This window comes from Hugonella massiliensis (assembly GCA_001486445.1).
In the GTDB taxonomy this organism is placed as follows: Bacteria; Actinomycetota; Coriobacteriia; order Coriobacteriales; family Eggerthellaceae; genus Hugonella; species Hugonella massiliensis.
This window is the reverse complement of sequence record LN908986.1, coordinates 1,370,224-1,391,151: the sequence shown is the minus strand read 5'-3', so window position 1 is coordinate 1,391,151 and position 20,928 is coordinate 1,370,224. Positions and strand designations below refer to the sequence as shown.

Below are 20,928 nucleotides of genomic sequence, written 5' to 3'. Positions count from 1 at the left end.
GTGCGCTACAATACATTGGTTCGAAACCTAAGGGCCTGCGCTCCAACGGGGTGCGGGCCCTTTGCAGGCAAAGATGTTTGGCAAGGAGCATAAAGTCAAGATGAGCGATTTCTTGAACGCATACTGCATGCACACGAGCACGTGCGGACAGTTGCGTCTGGCCGACGAAGGCCGCGACGTGACCCTCACGGGTTGGGTGTGGCACAACCGCGACCATGGCGGCCTGATCTTCGTGGACCTGCGCGATCGCGCGGGCTACACGCAGGTGGTCTTCGACCCCGATTGCGTGACCGAAGAGGAATTCCACGCCGCCGAGCATCTTGCCCGCGAATTCGTGATCGAAGTGACCGGTACGGTGCGCGCCCGCGGCGAAGGCAGCGTCAACCCGCACATGGCTACCGGCGAGATCGAAGTGCTCGCCCATTCGCTCAAGGTGCTCAACACGTCGGTGACCCCGCCCTTCGCCATCGAAGACGGCATCGAGACCGACGAGCTCACCCGCATGAAGTGGCGCTATATGGACTTGCGCCGTCCCGAAATGCTCGCCAACCTCAAGCTGCGCCATACGGTGGCCCACGCCATCCGTTGCGCCCTCGATGAGCGCGGCTTCATGGAGGTTGAGACCCCCATCCTGGCCAACTCCACGCCCGAAGGCGCGCGCGACTACCTGGTGCCCAGCCGCCCCAACCCGGGCTCCTTCTACGCCTTGCCACAGAGTCCCCAGCAGTTCAAGCAGATGCTCATGGTGGGCGGGATCGAGCGCTACTACCAGATCGCCCGTTGCTTCCGCGACGAGGACCTGCGCGCCGACCGCCAGCCCGAGTTCACCCAAGTCGACATCGAGATGAGCTTCGTGACCGCCGACGACGTCATGACCATGATGGAAGACGTCTTCAAAGAGGTCTTCGCCCAGATCGGCGTCGAGCAGGACTTCCCGCTCCAGCGCATGCCCTGGAAGGAAGCCATGGACCGCTTCGGGTGCGACCGCCCCGACGTGCGCTTCGGCATGGAACTCGTCGACCTTACCGACATCGTGCGCGGCTGCGGTTTCGGCGTGTTCAGCAAGGCCGTTGAAGCGGGCAACGTGGTGAAGGCCATCAACGCCAAGGGCGCGGGCGACTGGAGCCGCGGCGACATCGAAAAGCTGGCCGACGTGGCAGCCGCCAACGGCGCCAAGGGCATGGCCTGGATCGCCTACACCACCGACGGCAAGGAAAAGAGCCCCATCATCAAGTTCTTGGGCGACGAGGTGCATGCCAAGATCAAGGAAGCGATGAACGTCGAGCCGGGCGACCTGCTCCTCTTCGCCGCCGACACCTTCGACACCGCGAGTGCCGTGCTTGCCGCCCTGCGCCTGCATATGGCCGACCTGCTGGGCATCGAGCGCAAAGGCCATAAGCTTCTGTGGGTCGTCGACTTCCCGATGTTCAAGTACGACGAAGACGAGAAGAAGTACGCTGCCGAGCACCATCCCTTCACGATGATTCCCGAAGAGGACTGGGACAAGATCGAATCCGACCCGATGGCATGCTCGAGCTACAGCTACGACATCGTCATGGACGGCTTCGAGGCCGGCGGCGGCTCGATCCGTATCCATAACGCCGAGCTGCAGAAGCGCGTCCTGCATCGTCTGGGCCTTTCCGACGACGAGATCGAAGAGCGCTTCGGCCACCTGATTCACGCGCTCGAGCTGGGTGCGCCGCCCCATGGCGGCATTGCGCTGGGTCTCGACCGCCTTATCATGCTGCTGGCCGGCCGCGATTCGATTCGCGACGTCATCGCCTTCCCGAAGACCTCTTCGGCGAGCGACCCGATGACGGGTGCCCCCAACGCCGTATCCGCCAAGCAGCTCAAGGAAGTGTCCTTGCGTCTGCTTTAGGCTGCAACGGCATATCGAGCGACGAGAGCGCCCGCACGGTTCGTGCGGGCGCTTTTGCGTGCGGGCTTCCCGCTTTCTGTCTGCGGGTGGAACCGGCATCGGGCCGCCTGTCGCTTCGCAAGCGCCCGACCCTCCCGCTCCCTGTTTATGGGCTGAAACGACAGCGGGGGCAAAGGCTTGACGGCGATTTCGCGGCGCGGTTCCTGCTCGGGTGCTAATCTGCGTGTGAGAATGGCACGAAATAACCGATATGCAGCAAAATATTCGATTAGATGGCACGGATATACCGATGTGCAGCACAGCATTTCATGCAATGGCACAGAAGCGCCGATTTGCAGTAGGAATCAATGCTGCAAATCGGCGCTTCTTTGCCAGCTTGAGAAATCGGATGCTGCATATCGGCACTTCCGTGCCAGAGTCCTTCAAGAATTGCTACATATCGATGAATCTCTGCCAGCGCCCCCCCCCTAAGATTTGTCCCATGGCGGTATGTCTGAGCCTTGGAATTGGCCGTTCGGGGCAAGGGCGATCTGATGCTGCTACAGGAAGAAGAGCTCATCGATGAGTTTGAGCCGTGCGGGCGTGGCGCCCAGGTAGCATCTGCGTAGGCGGCGGCCAAGTTGCTTGGCAACGAGCTGGGCAACCTGCTCGAATGCGTCGATGCTGGTGATTTGGCGGTTGGTGACTTCGATAACCGTCCAGCCGGCATGACGCAGGGTGGCGCGTCTTACGGCGTCGGCTTGCATCTGCGTTTTGCTTGCGTGGTAGAAGCCATCGTACTCAACGACGAGCTGCGCATCGGGCCAGACCGCATCGCCTTTGAGGAATTCTTTCCCTACGACGCCTTGCTCGTCCGCGGTAAGGTCGATTACGGCATTCATCTGGGGGAGCGGCATGTTGTAGCCGCCATACCGGAAGGGGAGGCAAAGCCGGAGCGCTAGCTGCACTTCGGGCGGGGAAGCAGCCCCTTCGACAATCCAGGGAAGTGCGCGCTGGGCGATTTTGCACCCATGCTGTGCCTGGTTGCCACTTAGGAATGCAGCAAGTTCCGAGCGGTGCACGAGGGGGTTCCGCGCTGGCAGCTCTGTTGAATCCGGGTCGAAGGGCAGGCGGTACGAACTGCACAGAAACGATCCGTACTGAGCCGTTCGGGCAACCGAGCGGCTCAACGCCATTTGGGCCAACGACAGCTCGGGAGAGACGATGAACACGTTTGGGCCAAGACGCTTGAGCGCGTTCGGGGCGAGAGGCGGTGTGTGAACATGGAACACGACCGCAGACGTGCTGGTCCGTGTGTTCGTTCGCGGCACAAGCACGTGCAGAGGGTCGTCGGCGGCGAGAATCGACGACGGAATCGCGCGCTCCAATTCGTCGTGGCAGGCGCGCACGTCGCCCGCGCACAATGCGAAGGCGCGCGGGTCGGCTTCGGGCTCGAGCATTGCGGCGTGGAGCCAATAGCTTTGGGCGGTAGTATGTGAAAGGCAGATGCTCATAGCGGCATCCTAGCAGGCGCATGCGGGGCCATCCACCTATTGAGGGATCGAATTTTCGGTTATTTCCCCAGGTGAGAAAAGGGAGGAGAATCTGATGGCCCTGCGATGGGAAACGGGGGACGGCATGTGGCCGAACGGGGTTCGCCTCGGCCTCTCGCGGTTTTCGCCGATCGGTCTGCCGCGTTTCCCCGCTCGTCGCAACGAGTCGCCGGCGGTTGCGCGCGCCGGCGCCCGGCTGCATCGGGGCGCAAAAAAGCCCGGCCGGAGCCGGGCTTTCAATCGATGGGGAGGGGAACCTACTTGAGGCCGTCGATGTAGTTAACCAGGTCGCCGATGGTCTCGAGGCCTTCGGGCTCGCCGAATTCGATGTCGCAGCGCTCTTCGAGGTCGCAGGTGAGCTCGACCATATCGAGGGAGTCGATGCCGAGGGATTCGAACGTGGAATCTTCGGAAACGGTTTCGGGGTCGATGTCCAGGTTGTCGTTCAGAATTTCCTTCACGGTATCGATGGTGGCCATGGGCGTTCCTTTCTTGGTGGAATGGCGCCCGCATCGGTCTTTGCGCGGCGCCGGAGTGCGCACATTCTATCAGACTCGACCCTCGTGCGCGGGTCTGCTCCATCAAGCCGTCAATCGTTGCCTACAAGGCCTGCACGTCGCCCCCCGTGGGCGGTTTGGCGGTCGCGCGTCGTGCTTATCTCACGGGGAAGGTGAAATCGCCGTCCTCGTGGGGGCGGGCACATGACCAAGGATGACGAATCGGGACGAAAAGCGGCGACCGGCCCGGGCGCGCATTGTGCGCGCGCGAGAATAGACCTATAATCTGACGTGAATTTATCCTTACGAAAGGACAACTATGGCAGACCAGAAGACGACGCCGGTGGACACGACAACCCCTATCGAACCCGCGCAGCCCATGCGCAGCGTCGACATGCCCGCTCCCCAAGTGGGGAGCACGGGCCGCATCACGTCGGTGAACGTCTCGGAGCACAAGGGCACGCGCAAGCACCCCGTCGATTCGGGCACGATCGAACTCGATTCCGACTACGGCGTGCGCGGCGATGCCCACGCCGGCAACTGGCACCGCCAGGTGTCCTTCCTTATGGAAGAGTCGATCGACGTCGCGAAAGAGCACGGGCTCGACGTGGCGGAAGGCGATTTCGGCGAGAATATCACCGTCGAAGGCATCAACATGAAGGGCATGCCCCTGGGCACGCGCCTGGCCGTGGGCGACGCCGAAGTCGAGATCTCCCAGATCGGCAAGAAATGCCACAGCCGCTGCGCGATCTTCTACCTCGCCGGCGACTGCATCTTCCCGCGCGAGGGCGTCTTCGGCTGGGTGGCCAAACCGGGCGAAGTGCATGTGGGAGACGAGGTGCGCGTTCTTTCGCTCGGCGCGGGCGAGGTGCACCACCTCATCACCGACGCCCCGCTCAAGGAAAACCGCATCGAGGACGTGAAGGCCTAGGTCTGCCGCGGCCTCGCTTCGCGTCGCTTCCGTGATTTGCCACGCGCGCGTAGCCACCGCGTTGCCCCTCTTTCAGGATTGCTTAAGCGCGCATGCGTAGAGTGTGAACCATCTTGTTCGGGGAAAGCGCTTCGGCGCATCCGCCGGACGGCGCCCGGCGCGCCGGTTTGTTGCATCACGTTAACAGCCGTGCGGGTAGGGCGGCGTTTCGCGGCATGCGTGCTACCGTACGAGCAGAACGAACGAAGCGCAACCGTCTAGTGAAGATGTGGAGTGTGAATACTATGGCAGACAACAACTTCGACCCGCGCAACTCGGCGCCGGTTCCCCCTCAGGGGTCGGGCTTCGCCCCGCAACCCACCCAGCGCACGACCTACGTCGCCCCCGCACCTGCGCCCAAGAGCGGGCGCGGCCGCACCTTTGCGACCGCCTTCATCGGGGCGGGCCTCGCCTGCGCCCTCGCCTTCGGCGGGTTCGCCGCCTACAACACCGCAACCGGCAAATCCTCCACGGGGTCGGTCGTGCTGGGGTCGTCTTCGAACGGCGACATCACCGCGAGCGCGAGCGGCGAGAGTTCCGAGCTCGCCGAACAGGTGGCCAACAAGGTCCTGCCTTCGGTCGTGGCCATCGACGTCTATCAGGGCTCGTCTTCGGGCAGCATGCTCGGCCGCTCGTCGGGCGGCAGCCAGACCCTGCAGCAAACGAGCCTGGGCAGCGGCGTGATCATTTCGAGCGATGGCTACATCCTCACCAACTACCATGTGGTCCAAGGGGCCGACGCCCTGAAGGTTACCGCCGACGGCCAGACCTACGACGCCACCGTGGTGGGCACCGACGAGACCACCGACCTGGCCGTGGTCAAGATCGACGCCAGCAACCTCACCGCAATCGAAATCGGCTCTTCCGCCAACTTGAAGCAGGGCCAGTGGGTTATGACGGTCGGCAGCCCCTTCGGCTTGGAACAGTCGGTCGCCACCGGCATCGTGTCGGCCACGAGCCGCACGATCAGCGTGTCGAACTCCGATTCCTCTTCGGGCTACAGCGCCGGTTCGGGCAGCTCGACGATCTACACCAACATGATCCAGACCGACGCGGCCATCAACCCGGGCAACTCGGGCGGCGCGCTCGTCGATGAAAACGGCAAGCTGATCGGCATCAACGCCGTGATCGAAAGCTACTCGGGCAACTACTCGGGCGTCGGCTTCGCCATCCCGGTCGATTACGCGATGAACATCGCCCAGCAGATCATCGACGGCAAGACGCCCACCCATGCTCAGCTCGGCATCACCACGATTTCCGTCACGAGCGATTTGAACCAGCGCTACAACCTGGGTTCTGATTCCGGTGCCTACGTCAACTCGGTTTCGGGCGCGGCCCAGTCCGCCGGCCTGCAAGAGGGAGACATCATCACCAAGGTCGACGGCACGCAGGTGACCTCGAGCACCGACCTGATCGCCGCGGTTCGCTCGCATAACGTGGGCGACACGGTGACGGTCACCTACCTGCGCAACGGCCAGGAACAGACCGCCCAGGTCACGCTCCAGTCCGACGAGGATACGAGCAAATCCCTGTCCGAAGAGCTCGGCACGCAGTACGGCTGGGGCTGGGGCAACAGCGGCTCGAGCTACAGCGGCAACGGCGCGTCGAGCAACGCCGCCTAGCCCATCGCTCGGCCAAAGCCGCTCTCCTCTACGGGCCCGTCGTTCGGCGGGCCCGTTTTTTGCGCTAGGCGGCTGCCTCCATGAGCTTGCAACGAAACGGTGCATATGCGCGCCCCCGCGCCCCGCGCCCCGTGCGAATCGGGTAAGATAAGTTGAATCGACTGAAAGGTGTGCGCATGTCCGACTATAAGTACAAACGCGTTCTTCTGAAGCTTTCCGGCGAGGCTCTCATGGGCGACACCGGCTACGGCATCGACCCCAAAGTGGTCGACGACCTCGCCCAGCAGATCAAGCAGATTGCAGACGATGGCATCGAAGTCGCCGTCACCGTGGGCGGCGGCAACATCTTCCGCGGCCTCGCCGGTTCCGCCGAGGGCATGGATCGCTCGCAGGCGGACTACATCGGCATGCTTGCCACCTGCATGAACGCCCTTGCCCTGCAGGACGCTTTCGAGCGCGCCGGCATCGCCTGCCGCGTGATGAGCGCTATCGAGATGCGCCAGGTGGCCGAACCCTACATCCGCCGTCGCGCCATCCGCCATCTGGAAAAGGGCCGCGTCGTCATCTTCGCCGCCGGCACGGGCAACCCCTACTTCACCACCGACACCACGGCCGCCCTGCGCGCCCTCGAAATCGGAGCCGAATGCCTGATGAAGGCCACCAAGGTCGACGGCATCTACGACAGCGACCCGGTGAAGAACCCCGACGCCACCCGCTTCGAGCACATCTCCTACCTCGATGTGATCTCGAAGGAACTCCACGTCATGGACACGACGGCCACGTCGCTGTGCATGGACAACCACATGCCCATGCTCGTGTTCGACATCACGGCGCCGGGCAACATCTCCCGCGTGCTCAAGGGCGAAAACGTCGGCACAACGGTGAGCTAACCTGCTCGCACGCGCACCAAGGGGCCGCCGGCCCCGCCGCACTCATCATTGGGGCAGCCACCCCGCAAGGTCTTGGGAAGGATCACGATGGCACTAGACGAAATCATGCTCGAAGCCGAAGAGCGCATGGACAAGGCAATCGACTCGCTGGGAGAAGCGTTCACCAACGTGCGCACGGGCCGCGCGAGCGCGATGGTCCTCGACCGCATCCGCGTCGAGTACTACGGCGTTCCCACGCCGATCAACCAGATGGCCGCTATCAAGACGCCCGACGCCCATATGCTCGTCATCGAGCCCTGGGACAAGGGCACGCTCGGCGCCATCGAGCACGCGATCAACGCGAGCAACCTCGATTTGAGCCCCTCAAACGACGGCAGCGTCATCCGCATCGCCTTCCCGTCGCTTACCGAAGAGCGCCGTCGCGAGCTCGTAAAGAAGTGCAAGGCCTACGCCGAAGAGGCCCGCATCGCCGTGCGCAACGCCCGCCGCGAAGCGAATTCCGCCGTTGAAAAAGAGGTCAAGGAAGAGGGCCTGCCCGAAGACGAGCAGCGCCGCGCCGAGGCCCGCATCCAAAAGCTCACCGACTCCTACATCGCCAAGGTCGAAGAGCACTTCAAGAAGAAGGAAGCCGAAGTCATGGCCATCTAGGCCGCTTCGGGTTCTCTGCGCAGATTCAAAAGAAGTCAAGGGGGTCGATGTGTCGTTCCATAAGCCGCTCGATGAGATTTTTCCCAGCGTGCCGGACGGTTTGGACGCCCGGGCGCTCGACCCTGCCCAGGTGCCCGCGCACGTTGCCGTCATCATGGACGGCAACGGCCGATGGGCCAAAGAGCGCGGCAAGGTGCGCCTAGCCGGCCACAAGGCGGGCATCGGCGCCGTGCGCGAAACGATTCGCTGCGCGTCCGACGTGGGCGTGCGCTACCTGACCATCTACGCGTTCTCGAGCGAGAACTGGAAACGCCCCGAAGACGAGGTCCGGGGGCTCATGGACCTCTTCGCCAAGACCATGCTGGCGGAAGTGGACGGCCTGCATGAAGAGCACGTGCGCGTGATGACGATCGGCGACGCGAGCGCCCTGCCGCCCAAGACCCGCCAGGCCTTCGCCGAAGCCTGGGAAAAGACCCGGAACAACACGGGGATGACCCTGGTGGTGTCGGTGAATTACGGCGGCCGTGCGGAAATCCTGCGCGCGGCAAACGACATCGCCCGCGAAGCCGCGGCCAAACAGGCCGCCGGCGTCCCCTTCGCCCCCGTCGACGAAGCGGCCTTTGCGCGCCATTTGGATACCGCCGACATCCCCGATCCCGACCTCGTCATCCGCACGAGCGGGGAAATGCGCATTTCCAATTTCCTTTTGTGGCAGATCGCCTATTCCGAGTTCTACATTACCGATGTACTCTGGCCCGATTTCGACCGCTACGACTTTCTACGCGCGCTGCTCGACTTCCAAGGTCGTACGCGTCGTTTCGGCGGGGTGAAGTAGCGACCTATGAACGACGAGCAAGCAAACGAGAACCGACCGGTCGACCGGCCGGATTCGGGCGATCGCCGGGCCGAAGAGCTCTACGCCCACAGCGTGGCCACACCCGATGCGAGCGAACCCTCGACGTTCGCCAAGAAACGCGCCCACGCCAAGCAGGTCGCCTACGAAAAGACCCCGTCGCGGTTCAAGAACGCCTCGAGCTTTCAGGTGCGTTTCCGCACGGGTCTGGTCTACACCGCAGTTTCGATCGTGGCGGTGCTCGTCAACGACCTCACGACGACGCTCTACCTGGCGCTCGTCGCCGGCATCTGCGCGGGCGAGTTCTGCTACATGATGCGCGTCGACGCCAAGCTCCCCAACGAGATGATCGGCGTGGTCGGCGCCGCCGCCTACCCGGTGGCCATGTACCTGTGGGGGATGACCGGCATCGCCCTTGTCACCGTGGCCCTGCTGCTTGCCCTCTTTATCTGGTACGTCTACTGGATGCGCGCCCGCATCCCCGACGTGAGCGTGAGCTTTTTCGGGGCCGCCTACACGGGTATGCTCCTGTCGAGCCTCATTCTCTTGCGCCAGGCCCTGCCCGAGCCCTGGGGCGGCGTGCTCTTGCTCGTGCTCTTCTGCAGCGTCTGGTTCAACGACGCGATGGCCTACATCGTGGGCAGCAAGATCGGCAAGCACAAGCTCGCCCCGCGCACGTCGCCGAAGAAGAGCTGGGAAGGCTTCATCGCCGGCCTCATCACGTCGGCGGGCTTGTGGTGCCTGCTCGTCCTGATCCCCGGCGTGTCGATCACCATCCCGCAGGCCATGTTCTACGGTGTGCTCTGCGGGGGCGCCGGCGTCATTGGCGATTTGGCCGAAAGCCGCATCAAGCGCAACGTGGGCGTGAAGGATTCGGGCACGATCATGCCCGGCCACGGCGGCCTGCTCGACCGCTGCGACTCGCTGTTTTTCGCATCTGTGGCAGCCGTCGTGCTGCTCTTCGCAGGAGGGTGTCTTCCCTATGTCTAACATCAAACGCATCGCCGTGCTCGGCTGCACGGGTTCTATCGGCACGCAGACGCTCGACGTCGTGCGCCAGCATCCCGACAAACTTTCGGTGGTCGCGCTCGCGTGCGGTCGCCGGGTCGACCAGATGATCGAAGCCGCTCGTGAGTTCGGCGTGCGCTCGGTGGCCATCGGCGCCGACGACGCGCCCGAGCCCACCCTTCCCACCGACGGCATCGACGTGGGCCGGGGCATGGACGACGTCGTGGCGCTCGTCAACCTGCCCGAGGTCGACCTCGTGGTGAACGCCCTCGTGGGCGCCGCGGGCCTGCGCGCGAGCCTGGCTGCGATCGAGGCGGGCAAGGTGCTCGCCTTGGCCAACAAAGAGTCGCTCGTGGTGGGCGGCGATCTGATCATGCCCCGCACGACCCCGCAGACCCTCTTGCCCATCGATTCCGAACACGGTGCGATTTACCAGTGCCTCGTGGGCGAGGCGCACGAAGAAGTGAACTGCCTGTGGGTGACCGCCTCGGGCGGTCCCTTCCGTGGCCGTACCCGCGACGAACTCGCCCACATCACGCCCGCCCAGGCCCTTGCGCACCCCACCTGGCACATGGGGCCCAAGATCACGATCGATTCGTCGACGCTCATGAACAAGGGCCTCGAGGTCATCGAGGCCCATCACCTCTTCAACATGCCCTACGACCGCATCAAGGTGGTCGTGCAGCCGCAGAGCGCCATTCATTCGATGGTCGAGTTCGTCGACGGCAGCGTAAAGGCCCACCTGGGCACGACCGACATGCGCATTCCCATTCAGTACGCCCTTAGCTACCCCGAACGCTGGGAGGCCCCGGTCGAGCCGCTCGACTTCACGCAGATCGGCAAGCTCGAGTTCTATCCGGCCGACACCGACACCTTCCGCTGCCTGGCGCTCGCGCGGCAGGCCGGAGCCGAAGGGGGCACGCTGCCCTGCGCGATGAACGCGGCCAACGAAGTGGCCGTGGCCGCCTTTCTGGCGGGCGAGCTCGCCTACCTCTCGATTGCCGACGCGGTCGAGCACACGATGCTCGCGCACGAAAACGCCCCGGTGGAAAGCCTCGAACAGCTTGCCGCCGTCGACGCCGCCGCTCGCGCCCACGCCCGCGCGTTCGTGGCAGCGCATTCCCTCTAGGAGCCGCCTATGGACGCAGCCCTTTCCATTTTCTACGGCATCATCGTGTTGGGCTTCCTCGTGGTCATCCACGAAGGGGGCCACTACCTTTCGGCCCGCGCCTTCGGCGTGCGCGTATCGGAATTCATGGTCGGCCTGCCCGGCCCGCGCGTGGGCTTCATGTGGCACGGCACCCGCTTCGGCGTGACGGCGGTGCCTTTGGGCGGTTACGCCCGCGTCTGCGGGATGGAGCCGGGGGAGGAGAGCCCCTATCTCAAGCAGGTGCTTGGTCTGGTGCTCGAGCGCGGCGAGGTGCTTATGGAAGATGCCGCGCGCGCCCTTTCGATCACCGACGACGAGGCCTACGCCGCCCTCGACGAACTGGCCGAATGGGGAACCATCGCCGGACCGCGCCGCTCGGACAAATACAACGTCTACCGCACGCTTTCGAGCAAGGCGGCGGGCGACGGGGGCACGCGCGCCGAAGGCGACCCCATGCCCGTCGACGACCTCGACGCCTTCTTCGAACATGAACGCGCCCAGCAGTACCGGGCCCTGCCCTTCTGGAAGCGCTGCGTCATCTTGCTCGCCGGGCCGGTGGTCAACCTGCTCTTCGCGATTCTCGTGTTTGTCGTGGTGTATTCGCTGGTGGGCGTCGACGTGACCAACCCCAACACGGGCGAGCTCGTGCATATCCAGGTCGATCCCCTGCGCAGCATCCAAGCGGGCTTCAGCTACATCGGCATGGTCATCGTCGCCGTGGCGGGCCTGTTCAACCCCCAGACGGCCGCCGACACGGTGCAGAATTCCTCGTCGGTGATCGGCGTGGCCGCCATGTCGAAAACGGCCGCCGACCAGGGCCTGCTCTCCTTCGCCATGTTCACCGCGATGATTTCGGTGTCCTTGGGGATCATGAACCTCCTGCCGATCCCGCCGCTCGACGGCGGTCGCTTCGTCGTTGAAATCTACCAGCGCATCCGCCGCGTGGTGGTGAGCCCGCGGGCGCTCAACCGGCTGAGCCTGGCGGGCATGGCCTTTTTCCTCGCCTTGTTCGTCGTGATGGCGAACCAGGACATCCAGCGGTTCATTTTGGGCAATTGGAGTTGATAACATGATCGAACGTGAGAAACCGAACGCCCGCACGCATCGCGTGATGGTGGGCAACGTGCCGGTGGGCGGCGGCGCCCCCTGCGCGGTACAGTCGATGCTCTGCGAAGTTGCCGACGACGTCGACGCTAACCTTGCCCAGATCGGCCGTTTGGCCGATGCCGGCTGCGAGATCGTGCGCATGGCCATCCCCCGGCTCGACTGCCTCGATGCCTTCCAGGAGGTCTGCGCAGCGTCGCCCCTGCCGGTGGTCGCCGACGTGCACTTCAACGCGAAGATTGCGATTGAAGCGGCCCGCCGCGGCGCCGCCAAGCTCCGCATCAACCCGGGCAACATCGGCGGGCTCCCCGCTTGCGACCCTATCATCGACGCGGCGGGGGAGGCGGGCATCCCCATTCGCATCGGGGTGAACGCCGGTTCGCTCGACGACGAGTTGGCAGCCCGCACCGACCTTACCCAGCCCGAAAAGCTCGTGGAATCGGCGGCGGGCTATGCCGCCTACTTCGCCGACCGCGGCTTTCATGACCTGGTGATTTCCACCAAGGCTTCCGACGTGCCTACCACGGTGGCCGCCTACCGACTCATGGCTAAGCGTCTGCCCCAGGTGCCCCTGCACATCGGCGTCACCGAAGCGGGCACCCTCTTCCAGGGGCTCGTGAAGAGCTCCGCCGGTTTGGGCATCCTGCTCGAAGAGGGCATCGGCGACACCATGCGCATATCGCTCACCGACGATCCCGTGCAGGAAGTGCGCGCCTGCTGGACCCTCCTTTCGGCCTTAGGCCTGCGCCGGCGCGGCCCCGAAATCGTGAGCTGCCCTACCTGCGGGCGCTGCCAGGTGGGCCTCATCGATTTAGCCAAGCAGGTCGACGACGAGCTCCAATCGGTGAAGAAGCCGGTGAAGGTGGCCGTGATGGGCTGCGTGGTGAACGGCCCCGGCGAAGCGGCCGACGCCGACATCGGCGTGGCCTGCGGCAAGGGGTCGGGCATCATCTTCAAAGACGGCAAGACCTTGCGCAAGGTCGATGAAGCGTCTATCGTGAGTGCGCTTATGGAAGAAATAGAAAGACTGTGATCATGAACCACGTACTGCGAATGAGCAACATCTACGCTCCTACGCTCAAAGAAGTTCCCACCGACGCGGCCATCCCGAGCCACCAGCTCCTGCTGCGCGCCGGCTTCATGCGCAAGAGCGCAACCGGCCTCTATACCTACCTGCCCCTGGGTTGGCGCGTGATCAAGAAGATCGAGGCCATCATCCGAGACGAGATGGACGGTATCGGCGCCCAGGAAATGATGATGCCCATCTTGCAGGACGCGCAGATTTGGCATGAGAGCGGCCGCTGGAACGACTACGGCCCCGAGCTTATGCGCATGGAGGACCGCCACGGCAACGGCCTGTGCCTGGGTCCCACGCACGAAGAGCTCGTCACGAGCCTGGTGCGCAACGAGCTGCGCTCCTACAAGCAGCTGCCCACCACCCTCTACCAGATCCAGTCCAAGTTCCGCGACGAGATTCGCCCGCGCTTCGGCCTTATGCGCAGCCGCGAGTTCATCATGAAGGACGCCTACAGCTTCCACGCCACCAAGGAATCGCTCGATGAAACCTACCGCGAGATGGGCGAGGCCTACGAGCGCTACTGCAAGCGCCTGGGGCTCGACTACCGTCCCGTGGAAGCCGACAGCGGCCAGATCGGCGGCAGCGCCACGATCGAATACCACGCGCTCGCCGACGCCGGCGAAGCGGAGCTTGCCAGCTGCACCTGCGGTTGGGCGGCCAACACCGAAGTGGCCGCCTGCCTGCCGCACCCCAAGGAGTACGACGAGACCCAGCTGCGCAAGGTCGAGACCCCCGGCGTGCATACGATCGCCGAGCTTGCCGAGTTCTTGCACATCCCCGAAACCGCTACGGTCAAGGCCATGGTGGGCAAGGACGCCGAAGGCGCCATCGTCGCCCTCTTCCTGCCGGGCGACCACGAGCTCAACGAGATCAAGATCGACCGCGCGGTGCCGGGCTTCACGCTACTGACCGACGAAGAGATCAAAGCTGCCGGCCTGCCCAAGGGCTCGATCGGCTGCGTGGGCCTGCCCGAAGGCGTGCGCATCGGCGCCGACGAGAGCCTCAAGGACATCAAGCACTGGGTGGTGGGCGCCAACGAGGACGGCTACCATTACGTGGGCGCTGAACAGGGCCGCGACTTCGCCGTCGACTTCTGGGCCGACCTGTGCACCGCAAAAGCGGGCGATTCGTGCCCGAAATGCGGCAAGCCGATCACCCTTGCGCGCGGCATCGAAGTGGGCCAGATCTTCGAGCTGGGCGACAAGTACTCCACGACCATGGGCGCCACCTTCAGCGACGAAGACGGCAAAGACCGCCCCTTCATCATGGGCTGCTACGGCATCGGGGTGTCGCGCAGCATGGCCGCCGTGGTCGAGCAGTACAACGACGAATACGGCATCAAATGGCCGGCGGCAATCGCTCCGGCGCACGTGTGCATCCTGCCCCTTTCGGTCAACGACGACCTGGTGCTTCCCGCGGCGGAAAAGCTTGCCGACCAGCTTTCCTCGGTGGGTCTGGAAGTCGTGATCGACGACCGCAAAGAACGTCCCGGCGTGAAGTTCGCCGACGCCGACCTCATCGGCTGGCCCCTGCAGATCATCTTGGGCAAGCGTGGCCTTTCCAACGGCGTCTACGAAGTGAAGAACCGTCATACGGGCGACCGCTTCGAGATCCCCATCGAGGAGTTCAACGACATCGTGAGCATGATCAAGCATGCCCCGGCGCTCGCGAGCGCGGCGTTGAACCAGCTGATCGAAGAATCGCAGGCGCGCGCTCACGCGTAAGCCTGCAATCGCGCGACGCGATCGAGGGCCCGAGGGGACGCGCACGCCCCTCGGGCCTTTTTGGCGATGGGGGGGGTGCGGGACGGCGCTTGCGTTCCACCCCGTTCCGGGGCTTCGCCCGTCCTTTCTCGTCGGTGGGAAGGGACGGGGCGCGCACGCCTTATGTGCGCCCCGTGGGCCGCGGGTACATCCCCTCTTGGCAACGGGTGGCAAACCCTCGTTGTGCTCTGGGGCGTTTTGATGCACAATTTATGCATAAGCGCAGGTGCATGGCGCAAAAAGGAAAGTCCTGCACGGCTGGCGTGCGCCGGCGCGACGGTTCAAAGCAGAAAGGGAGCGTGCATCATGGCAATCGGAGACGGATTCAAGAACATCTTCCTGGCAGGCATCGGTGCTCTGGCCATCACGGGCGAAAAGTCCAAGGAGCTCGTCGACCAGCTCGTCGAAAAGGGCGAGCTCACCGTCGAGCAGGGCAAGGCGGTCAATTCTGAACTCGTGCACAAGGCGAGCGAGGCAACCAAGCCCGTGCGCGACGCGGCCCTCGAGGCCCGCATGGCGGCCATGGCCCCCGAAGAGCGCGCGGCCTTCGTCGCAGAGGCCACCCGTATCGCGAGCGAGCAGAACGCCAAGGCCGACGAGGTCGTCGTCGACGCCGAAGTGGTCGAAGAGGCCCCTGCCGCGGAGGCGGAAGACGCAAAAGAGGCACCCGAAGCGAAATAGGTTCCTTCATGCCTGAAAACACGCTGCTCAAACACTTCTTCGGTTACGGCGAGGACGTCGACCCGGAACGGCAATTCAACCTGAACCGGAAGTCGCGTTCTCGCCGCATGCGCGAGATTTTCGCGATCGCGCGCAAGCACCACGTGCTCAACGGGTTCACGCCCGTGCAGTTTCGCGTGGTGCTCGAAGAGTTGGGCCCGAGTTTCGTGAAGGTCGGGCAGGTCCTCTCCACGCGGTCGGAAATACTCCCGCAGGCCTACTGCGACGAGCTGTCCAAGCTGCAAACCGCCTGCGACCCCTTGCCCTTCGACCAGGTGATGGCAACCCTGAAGGCGATTTACGGCGACGATTTCGATGCGGTCTTCTCTTCGGTCGACCCGCATCCGTTGGGCAGCGCGTCGCTCGCGCAGGTGCATAAGGCCACGCTCGCGAACGGCGAAACCGTGGCCGTGAAGGTCCAGCGGCCGGGCGTCAAGCAGACCATGGCCCAGGACATCGACATCATGCGCATCTTCGCGCGTCGGGCATCGCGGTTCGTCAAAGACGACGCGATGCTCGACCTGAACGACGTGGTCGAGGAGATGTGGTCGACGTTCGTCGAAGAGACCGATTTCACGCGCGAGGCCGAAAACCTCCAGCGGTTCGCCGAGCTCAACAAGGACTGTGCCTTCATTTCCTGCCCGCGCGTCTACCCTGAGATCTCGAGCGAGTACGCCCTTGTGATGGAGTACGTCGAGGGCATCCCCATCTACAAGCACGCCGAGCTGGAGAAGGCCGGCTACCATCTGACGGAAATCGGCGAGAAGATCCTCGACAACTACGCCTCGCAGATCCTCGACGACGGTTTCTTCCATGCCGACCCCCACCCGGGCAACATCATCATTCGCGGCGGGAAAATCGTCTACATCGACCTGGGCATCGTGGGTCGCCTCACGCCCAACGAGCGCGCCGGCTTCGGCAAGATCGTGCAGTCGGTGGGCATGGGCGATTCGGCCGCCTTGAAAGAGGCCTTGCTGGGGTTCGCCCAGCAGAAGGACAACGCGAAGATCGACCACGCCCGCTTCCTCGACGACCTCGACCTCCTGCTCGGCAACTACGCGTCATGCGACGTGGCCGACCTCGATATCGGCGACATGATCAACGACATCCTTGCCCTTACCCGCATGAGCAAGGTGGTCCTGCCGCCGTCGATCACCAACGTGTCGCGCGGCATCGTGGCTATCGAGGGCACAGTTAAAGAGTTCATTCCCAACAACAGCATCATCAACATCATCAACGCCCACATCCAAACGAGCCAAAGTTCCAAGGAACGGTTGGAAGACGAGCTCACCGCCGCCGCCAAGAACCTCAAGCGGGCGGCCGACGGCAGCGTGGAAGCCGCCCAGTACGCCGGGGAGACGCTCAAGATGCTCACGCGCGGCCAGCTGAAGTTCAACATGGAAGTGCTCGGGTCCGACGCGCCCCTGGCCACTGTGTCGAAGATCATGAACCGCCTGACCATCGCCATCGTGATCGCGGGCCTCTTCGTGGGGTCGAGCCTGATCGCCCCCTATACCGATGGGCCCAAAATCATGGGGCTCAACCCGCTTTCGTTCTTCGGCTATGCGGGAGCTATGGTGTTATCGGTGTGGGTCATCGTGGACATCTGGCGCAGGCATTAGACTGGAGGGTACGTTTTCGCGCCGCCTGGGCGGCTTCCTGAAAGGTGTCCCTCATGTTCTTATCTCCGCGCGGGATGCATACGGTTCTGTTCGACCTCGACGGCACGCTGCTCGATACCTACGAGCTGCTCGAGCGGTCCTTCCACCATGCGGTGACCGAAGTCTTCGGCCACGACGAATCGATGGAGGCCTACAACCGCACGATCGGCAAACCCCTGGTCGACCAGTTCGCCCTCTACGCGCGCAGCGAGGGGGAGGTCGACGCCCTTGTCGAAAGCTATCGGACCTACTATGCCTCCATTCAACACGAAGCCCTGCATGAGTTTCCCGGAATGAGAGAAGCGCTGGACGCCCTGCGCGCCGACGGATTCGCCCTGGGCGTCGTGACGTCCAAGCGGCATAGCGTGGCGATGGAAAACCTCGAGCAGCTGGGCTACGTCGGCCTGTTCGAGTGTTTCGTGGGCAGCGACGATGTAGCGGCTCCCAAGCCCGATCCCGAACCGGTGGCCTTGGGCGCCCGCCTTATGGGTGCCGATCCGAAGGCCTGCTTCTACGTAGGCGACAGCCCCTTCGATATGCAGGCCGGGGCCGCAGCCGGCGCCGCGACCGTGGCCGTGGGCTGGGGCCAGCACCCGCTCGCCTCGCTTCGCGCCGAACGGCCGCGGGTCGTGTGCGCGGCTCCCGCCGATCTGCCGGGCGCGATAGCCCGCTTCGCGCAAGGGGAGGGCGCCGCATGCAACCGCTAGCCATTCCCGAACTGCTCGCGCCGGCGGGCGGCTGGGAGCAGCTGCGCGCGGCCATCCGCTTCGGGGCAGACGCCGTCTATCTGGCCACCGACAAGTTCGGCCTGCGCCAGCGCGCCGACAATTTCCCGCTCGCCGACATGCCAGCCGTGGTGGACTACGCCCACGAACGGGGCGTGCGGGTGCATGCGACCTGCAACATCCAGATGCACGAAGACGATTTCGACACCCTGCCGGCCTATCTGGAAGCCCTCGATGCCGCCGGCGTCGATGCGGTACTCGTGAGCGATCTGGGCGCCCTGCGCGTCGCGCGCACGCATGCGCCCCATATGCAGATTCACGTGAGCACCCAGGCGAGCGTGTCGAACGCCCAGGCGGCTCTCGTCTGGTACGAGCTGGGCGCCCGCCGCGTGGTGTGCGCGCGAGAGATGAGCCTTGCCGACATCGCCCGCATGCGCCGCGAGCTGCCCCCCGACATGGAAATCGAGGCCTTCGTGCACGGGGCCATGTGCATGGCGGTGTCGGGTCGGTGCCTGATCAGCGACTTCATGACCGGCCGCAGCGGCGTGACGGGCAACTGCACCCAGCCCTGCCGCTGGAACTACGTGCTCGAAGAGGAAAAGCGCCCCGGCGTGTACTTCCCGGTGGAAGAGGACGCCCACGGCAGCTACCTCATGAACGCCAAGGACATGAACATGCTCTCCCATTTGCAGGATTTGGCCGATGCGGGCGTGGCGAGCGTGAAGATCGAAGGCCGCAACAAGAAGGCCTTCTACGTGGCCACGGTGGTCAACGCCTACCGGCAGGTGCTCGACGGGGCCGATCCGGCGGCGTTCGAAGGTGAGCTCGACACGGTGTCCCACCGGCCCTACGGTACGGGCTTCTACTACGGGCCGGCCCACCAAACGCCCGATTCCGACGCCTACATCCGTCCCTATGACTGGGCGATCGACGTCGAAACATGCGCGCCCGCAACTGACGGGTGGCGCGCGGTGGGCGTGTGCCGCAACCGGTTCTGGGAGGGATCGGAACTCGAGGTGCTCGCGCCCCGCGAGCCGGTGCGCTCCTTCCGCGTGCGCAACGCGGCTTTGGTCTGCGACCCCGAAAACGTGCCCGACGATTACCGCGATCGCGAGGGGCGCATCCCCGCCGGCGCCGTCTTCCATGACGGCGTGGTCGAGCTGCCGGTCGAGGTGGCCAACCGCGGTATGGACCGCTACGCCTTCGATGTGCCCTTCGAGCTGCATCCGCACGACATGCTGCGGATCAAACGCGCCAAGCGCACGACCAAATAGGGGCGGTGGGGATGACCGAGGCAATCGCGTTGCCGCCGCGCGCAGGGGCCGTCCGCGTCGACGAGGCCCTGCGCTATGCGGGCTACGCCGGCATCGAGGCGACGCCGGCGGTGCGCGAGCGCGCCCGTGCGCTCGCGGAGGCGGCCGAGCAGATCGAATGCGCGCACGGGGCCTTCCGCATGTTCTCGATGGGGGACGCCGACGAAGGCGACGTGCGCGTGCCCGGCGCCCATCTGACCCTGCCGGGGCAAAGCATCGCCGACTACCTGGACGGCGCCTGCGCGGTCTGCCTGCTCGCCGTGACGATGGGCGCCGCCGCCGACGAGCGTCTTCGCGCTTTTGGGGACGCGTCGCGCGTTGACGGCGTCCTCTACGGGGCGGTGCTCGCCGACCTGGTCGAAGACGCTGCCAACCAGCTCGAGGCCCGCGTGCGCCAGGAGGCCTTCGAACGCGGTTGGTACGCCAACGACCGCTACAGCCCCGGCTACGGGGACCTCCCGCTTTCCGTGCACCCCGCTTTCCTGGCGGCGCTCGATGCGGAAGCGGCGTTGGGCATGCGGACGGTCGACGGCGGTTTCCTCGCCCCGAGCCGCAGCATCACGGCCGTGGTGGGGCTGTTCGCCGACCCTCCTGCCCGTGCCAAGCTGGGATGCGCCTGGTGCGCGGCGCGGCCCTACTGCACGATTCGCGCCGCCGGCCGCGTGTGCTATCGGCGCGACCGTTAGGGCGCCGGCATGAAAAAACGCCTCGAAGGAACGTCCTTCGAGGCGTTGCGCAAAGGCGGGGCCTGAGCGCGTTAGGCTTCGGGCTTCGTTTCCTCCGCGGCGGCTGCGGGAGCTTCGGCGGCGGTTTCCTTCACCGGCTTCTTTGCGCCCTTCTTGGGCTTGGGCTCTTCGGGGGCCACGTCGGCGGCGAAGGCGTCCCATACAGCCGGGTCGGCGTCTTTGATCTCCTGCATGGCTTCCGCCCAGGCCTTGTTGTTCTGGGCCGTGGTGAGGGTCTTCTTCAGCGCATGGGTGAAGATGGTCTTTTCGGGCTTGCCCAGGCCGGGGATGACCACCATAAGGGGCACCATGGGGTAGTGCTTGCGGTCGCAGTAGGCGCATAGGATGCAAAGGTCGTCGGTGTGGGCGCGGTGCCAGGCCGGCTCGCCCAGCTCGCGGGCGAGCTCGTCTTCGGTGATGGCGAGCTTTGCGGCGTCGAGCATGCGGTGGCCGCGCACCCAGTCGATGAGCAGGGAGGCGATCTTCTTCTGCGGTTCGGTTAAGGTTTCCATGAGTCTTCTTTCTCGTACGTAAGCGACGCGCGGCCGTGCAGGCGCGGGGCGCTAGAAGGATCCTTCGTCCTCGGCGTCGGCGGGCGACACGAAATGGCGCCAGTGGTCGATGGCCTCGCCTTCGGTGGCGCTGTGCGCATCGTCTTCGAAGCCGCAGTCATCGCAGGCGCCGTAGTATTCGGTTTCCCCGCTGTCGGTGAACCATTCGGCGATATGGATGTTGGTTCCGTGGCAGTTGGGGCACGGGGTGAAGTACGGGTGGGCCATCGGATCGCTCC

20 protein-coding genes are annotated in these 20,928 nt (G+C 64.6%); 16 read left to right on the top strand and 4 right to left on the bottom strand.

What is annotated here, in order from left to right:
• Positions 1 to 100: 100 nt before the first annotated feature.
• Positions 101 to 1,879 (top strand): aspartate--tRNA ligase, encoded by a 1,779-nt coding sequence (gene aspS, locus BN3270_RS08775; RefSeq protein WP_058986706.1) that lies wholly within the window; start codon positions 101 to 103, stop codon positions 1,877 to 1,879.
• Between the two features lie 539 nt (positions 1,880 to 2,418).
• On the opposite strand, the gene BN3270_RS08770 is transcribed toward aspS, so the two are convergent.
• The gene (locus BN3270_RS08770) at positions 2,419 to 3,372 is read right to left on the bottom strand and encodes an endonuclease domain-containing protein (protein ID WP_058986705.1); all 954 of its coding nucleotides are present in this window, start codon (positions 3,370 to 3,372) and stop codon (positions 2,419 to 2,421) included.
• Between the two features lie 296 nt (positions 3,373 to 3,668).
• Entirely contained in the window at positions 3,669 to 3,890 is a 222-nt protein-coding gene (locus BN3270_RS08765; RefSeq protein WP_058986704.1) for an acyl carrier protein, read from the bottom strand.
• Positions 3,891 to 4,227: 337 nt separating this feature from the next.
• Between BN3270_RS08765 and BN3270_RS08760 the strand changes: the two genes are divergently transcribed.
• The 15 genes from BN3270_RS08760 (at position 4,228) to BN3270_RS08690 (ending at position 20,099) form a co-directional block, all read left to right on the top strand.
• Positions 4,228 to 4,839 carry an MOSC domain-containing protein gene (locus BN3270_RS08760; protein ID WP_271711977.1) on the top strand — a complete coding sequence of 204 codons (612 nt, stop codon included), beginning with the start codon at positions 4,228 to 4,230 and terminating at the stop codon, positions 4,837 to 4,839.
• A gap of 284 nt (positions 4,840 to 5,123) precedes the next feature.
• Entirely contained in the window at positions 5,124 to 6,500 is a 1,377-nt protein-coding gene (locus tag BN3270_RS08755; RefSeq protein ID WP_058986703.1) for a S1C family serine protease, read from the top strand.
• Between the two features lie 176 nt (positions 6,501 to 6,676).
• Positions 6,677 to 7,390 carry a UMP kinase gene (gene pyrH / locus BN3270_RS08750; RefSeq protein ID WP_058986702.1) on the top strand — a complete coding sequence of 238 codons (714 nt, stop codon included), beginning with the start codon at positions 6,677 to 6,679 and terminating at the stop codon, positions 7,388 to 7,390.
• A gap of 87 nt (positions 7,391 to 7,477) precedes the next feature.
• A complete protein-coding gene (gene frr / locus BN3270_RS08745; protein WP_082673454.1) occupies positions 7,478 to 8,038 on the top strand; it encodes a ribosome recycling factor in 561 nt (186 codons plus the stop codon).
• Between the two features lie 49 nt (positions 8,039 to 8,087).
• The gene (locus BN3270_RS08740) at positions 8,088 to 8,873 is read left to right on the top strand and encodes an isoprenyl transferase (protein WP_058986701.1); all 786 of its coding nucleotides are present in this window, start codon (positions 8,088 to 8,090) and stop codon (positions 8,871 to 8,873) included.
• Between the two features lie 6 nt (positions 8,874 to 8,879).
• On the top strand, positions 8,880 to 9,881 hold the full coding sequence (locus tag BN3270_RS08735; protein ID WP_082673453.1) for a phosphatidate cytidylyltransferase: 1,002 nt from the start codon (positions 8,880 to 8,882) through the stop codon (positions 9,879 to 9,881).
• Positions 9,874 to 11,028 (top strand): 1-deoxy-D-xylulose-5-phosphate reductoisomerase, encoded by a 1,155-nt coding sequence (gene dxr, locus BN3270_RS08730; RefSeq protein ID WP_058986700.1) that lies wholly within the window; start codon positions 9,874 to 9,876, stop codon positions 11,026 to 11,028. The genes BN3270_RS08735 and dxr overlap by 8 nt, the downstream gene beginning before the upstream one ends.
• A gap of 9 nt (positions 11,029 to 11,037) precedes the next feature.
• On the top strand, positions 11,038 to 12,114 hold the full coding sequence (locus tag BN3270_RS08725) for a site-2 protease family protein (protein ID WP_058986699.1): 1,077 nt from the start codon (positions 11,038 to 11,040) through the stop codon (positions 12,112 to 12,114).
• 4 nt (positions 12,115 to 12,118) lie between these two features.
• The gene (ispG, locus tag BN3270_RS08720) at positions 12,119 to 13,186 is read left to right on the top strand and encodes a flavodoxin-dependent (E)-4-hydroxy-3-methylbut-2-enyl-diphosphate synthase (protein ID WP_058986698.1); all 1,068 of its coding nucleotides are present in this window, start codon (positions 12,119 to 12,121) and stop codon (positions 13,184 to 13,186) included.
• Positions 13,187 to 13,188: 2 nt separating this feature from the next.
• Positions 13,189 to 14,955, top strand: coding sequence for a proline--tRNA ligase (locus BN3270_RS08715; protein ID WP_058986697.1), 1,767 nt, complete (start codon positions 13,189 to 13,191; stop codon positions 14,953 to 14,955).
• 345 nt (positions 14,956 to 15,300) lie between these two features.
• Positions 15,301 to 15,675 (top strand): phasin family protein, encoded by a 375-nt coding sequence (locus tag BN3270_RS08710; RefSeq protein WP_058986696.1) that lies wholly within the window; start codon positions 15,301 to 15,303, stop codon positions 15,673 to 15,675.
• A gap of 8 nt (positions 15,676 to 15,683) precedes the next feature.
• On the top strand, positions 15,684 to 17,336 hold the full coding sequence (locus tag BN3270_RS08705; RefSeq protein ID WP_058986695.1) for an ABC1 kinase family protein: 1,653 nt from the start codon (positions 15,684 to 15,686) through the stop codon (positions 17,334 to 17,336).
• 53 nt (positions 17,337 to 17,389) lie between these two features.
• Positions 17,390 to 18,082, top strand: coding sequence for an HAD family hydrolase (locus BN3270_RS08700; RefSeq protein ID WP_058986694.1), 693 nt, complete (start codon positions 17,390 to 17,392; stop codon positions 18,080 to 18,082).
• Positions 18,070 to 19,374, top strand: coding sequence for a U32 family peptidase (locus BN3270_RS08695; RefSeq protein ID WP_058986693.1), 1,305 nt, complete (start codon positions 18,070 to 18,072; stop codon positions 19,372 to 19,374). Before BN3270_RS08700 ends, BN3270_RS08695 begins: the two co-directional genes overlap by 13 nt.
• 11 nt (positions 19,375 to 19,385) lie before the next feature.
• Entirely contained in the window at positions 19,386 to 20,099 is a 714-nt protein-coding gene (locus BN3270_RS08690) for a hypothetical protein (protein WP_058986692.1), read from the top strand.
• A 71-nt stretch (positions 20,100 to 20,170) separates the two neighbouring features.
• Here the strand turns inward: BN3270_RS08690 and BN3270_RS08685 are convergent, their stop codons facing one another.
• Positions 20,171 to 20,650: a hypothetical protein gene (locus BN3270_RS08685; protein WP_058986691.1), complete on the bottom strand. Its 480-nt coding sequence runs from the start codon at positions 20,648 to 20,650 to the stop codon at positions 20,171 to 20,173.
• A 51-nt stretch (positions 20,651 to 20,701) separates the two neighbouring features.
• The gene (locus BN3270_RS08680; RefSeq protein WP_058986690.1) at positions 20,702 to 20,917 is read right to left on the bottom strand and encodes a hypothetical protein; all 216 of its coding nucleotides are present in this window, start codon (positions 20,915 to 20,917) and stop codon (positions 20,702 to 20,704) included.
• Positions 20,918 to 20,928: the final 11 nt, after the last annotated feature.

Bases quoted from the DNA above. Each gene is read 5' to 3' on its own strand.
- BN3270_RS08715 (WP_058986697.1), top strand. From the start codon at position 13,189: ATGAACCACGTACTGCGAATGAGCAACATCTACGCTCCTACGCTCAAA.
- BN3270_RS08705 (WP_058986695.1), top strand. From the start codon at position 15,684: ATGCCTGAAAACACGCTGCTCAAACACTTCTTCGGTTACGGCGAGGAC.
- BN3270_RS08700 (WP_058986694.1), top strand. From the start codon at position 17,390: ATGTTCTTATCTCCGCGCGGGATGCATACGGTTCTGTTCGACCTCGAC.
- BN3270_RS08765 (WP_058986704.1), bottom strand. From the start codon at position 3,890: ATGGCCACCATCGATACCGTGAAGGAAATTCTGAACGACAACCTGGAC.
- pyrH (WP_058986702.1), top strand. From the start codon at position 6,677: ATGTCCGACTATAAGTACAAACGCGTTCTTCTGAAGCTTTCCGGCGAG.
- BN3270_RS08710 (WP_058986696.1), top strand. From the start codon at position 15,301: ATGGCAATCGGAGACGGATTCAAGAACATCTTCCTGGCAGGCATCGGT.
- BN3270_RS08695 (WP_058986693.1), top strand. From the start codon at position 18,070: ATGCAACCGCTAGCCATTCCCGAACTGCTCGCGCCGGCGGGCGGCTGG.
- frr (WP_082673454.1), top strand. From the start codon at position 7,478: ATGGCACTAGACGAAATCATGCTCGAAGCCGAAGAGCGCATGGACAAG.
- BN3270_RS08770 (WP_058986705.1), bottom strand. From the start codon at position 3,372: ATGAGCATCTGCCTTTCACATACTACCGCCCAAAGCTATTGGCTCCAC.
- BN3270_RS08725 (WP_058986699.1), top strand. From the start codon at position 11,038: ATGGACGCAGCCCTTTCCATTTTCTACGGCATCATCGTGTTGGGCTTC.
- BN3270_RS08760 (WP_271711977.1), top strand. From the start codon at position 4,228: ATGGCAGACCAGAAGACGACGCCGGTGGACACGACAACCCCTATCGAA.
- BN3270_RS08735 (WP_082673453.1), top strand. From the start codon at position 8,880: ATGAACGACGAGCAAGCAAACGAGAACCGACCGGTCGACCGGCCGGAT.
- dxr (WP_058986700.1), top strand. From the start codon at position 9,874: ATGTCTAACATCAAACGCATCGCCGTGCTCGGCTGCACGGGTTCTATC.
- BN3270_RS08680 (WP_058986690.1), bottom strand. From the start codon at position 20,917: ATGGCCCACCCGTACTTCACCCCGTGCCCCAACTGCCACGGAACCAAC.
- BN3270_RS08685 (WP_058986691.1), bottom strand. From the start codon at position 20,650: ATGGAAACCTTAACCGAACCGCAGAAGAAGATCGCCTCCCTGCTCATC.
- BN3270_RS08755 (WP_058986703.1), top strand. From the start codon at position 5,124: ATGGCAGACAACAACTTCGACCCGCGCAACTCGGCGCCGGTTCCCCCT.
- BN3270_RS08690 (WP_058986692.1), top strand. From the start codon at position 19,386: ATGACCGAGGCAATCGCGTTGCCGCCGCGCGCAGGGGCCGTCCGCGTC.
- ispG (WP_058986698.1), top strand. From the start codon at position 12,119: ATGATCGAACGTGAGAAACCGAACGCCCGCACGCATCGCGTGATGGTG.
- aspS (WP_058986706.1), top strand. From the start codon at position 101: ATGAGCGATTTCTTGAACGCATACTGCATGCACACGAGCACGTGCGGA.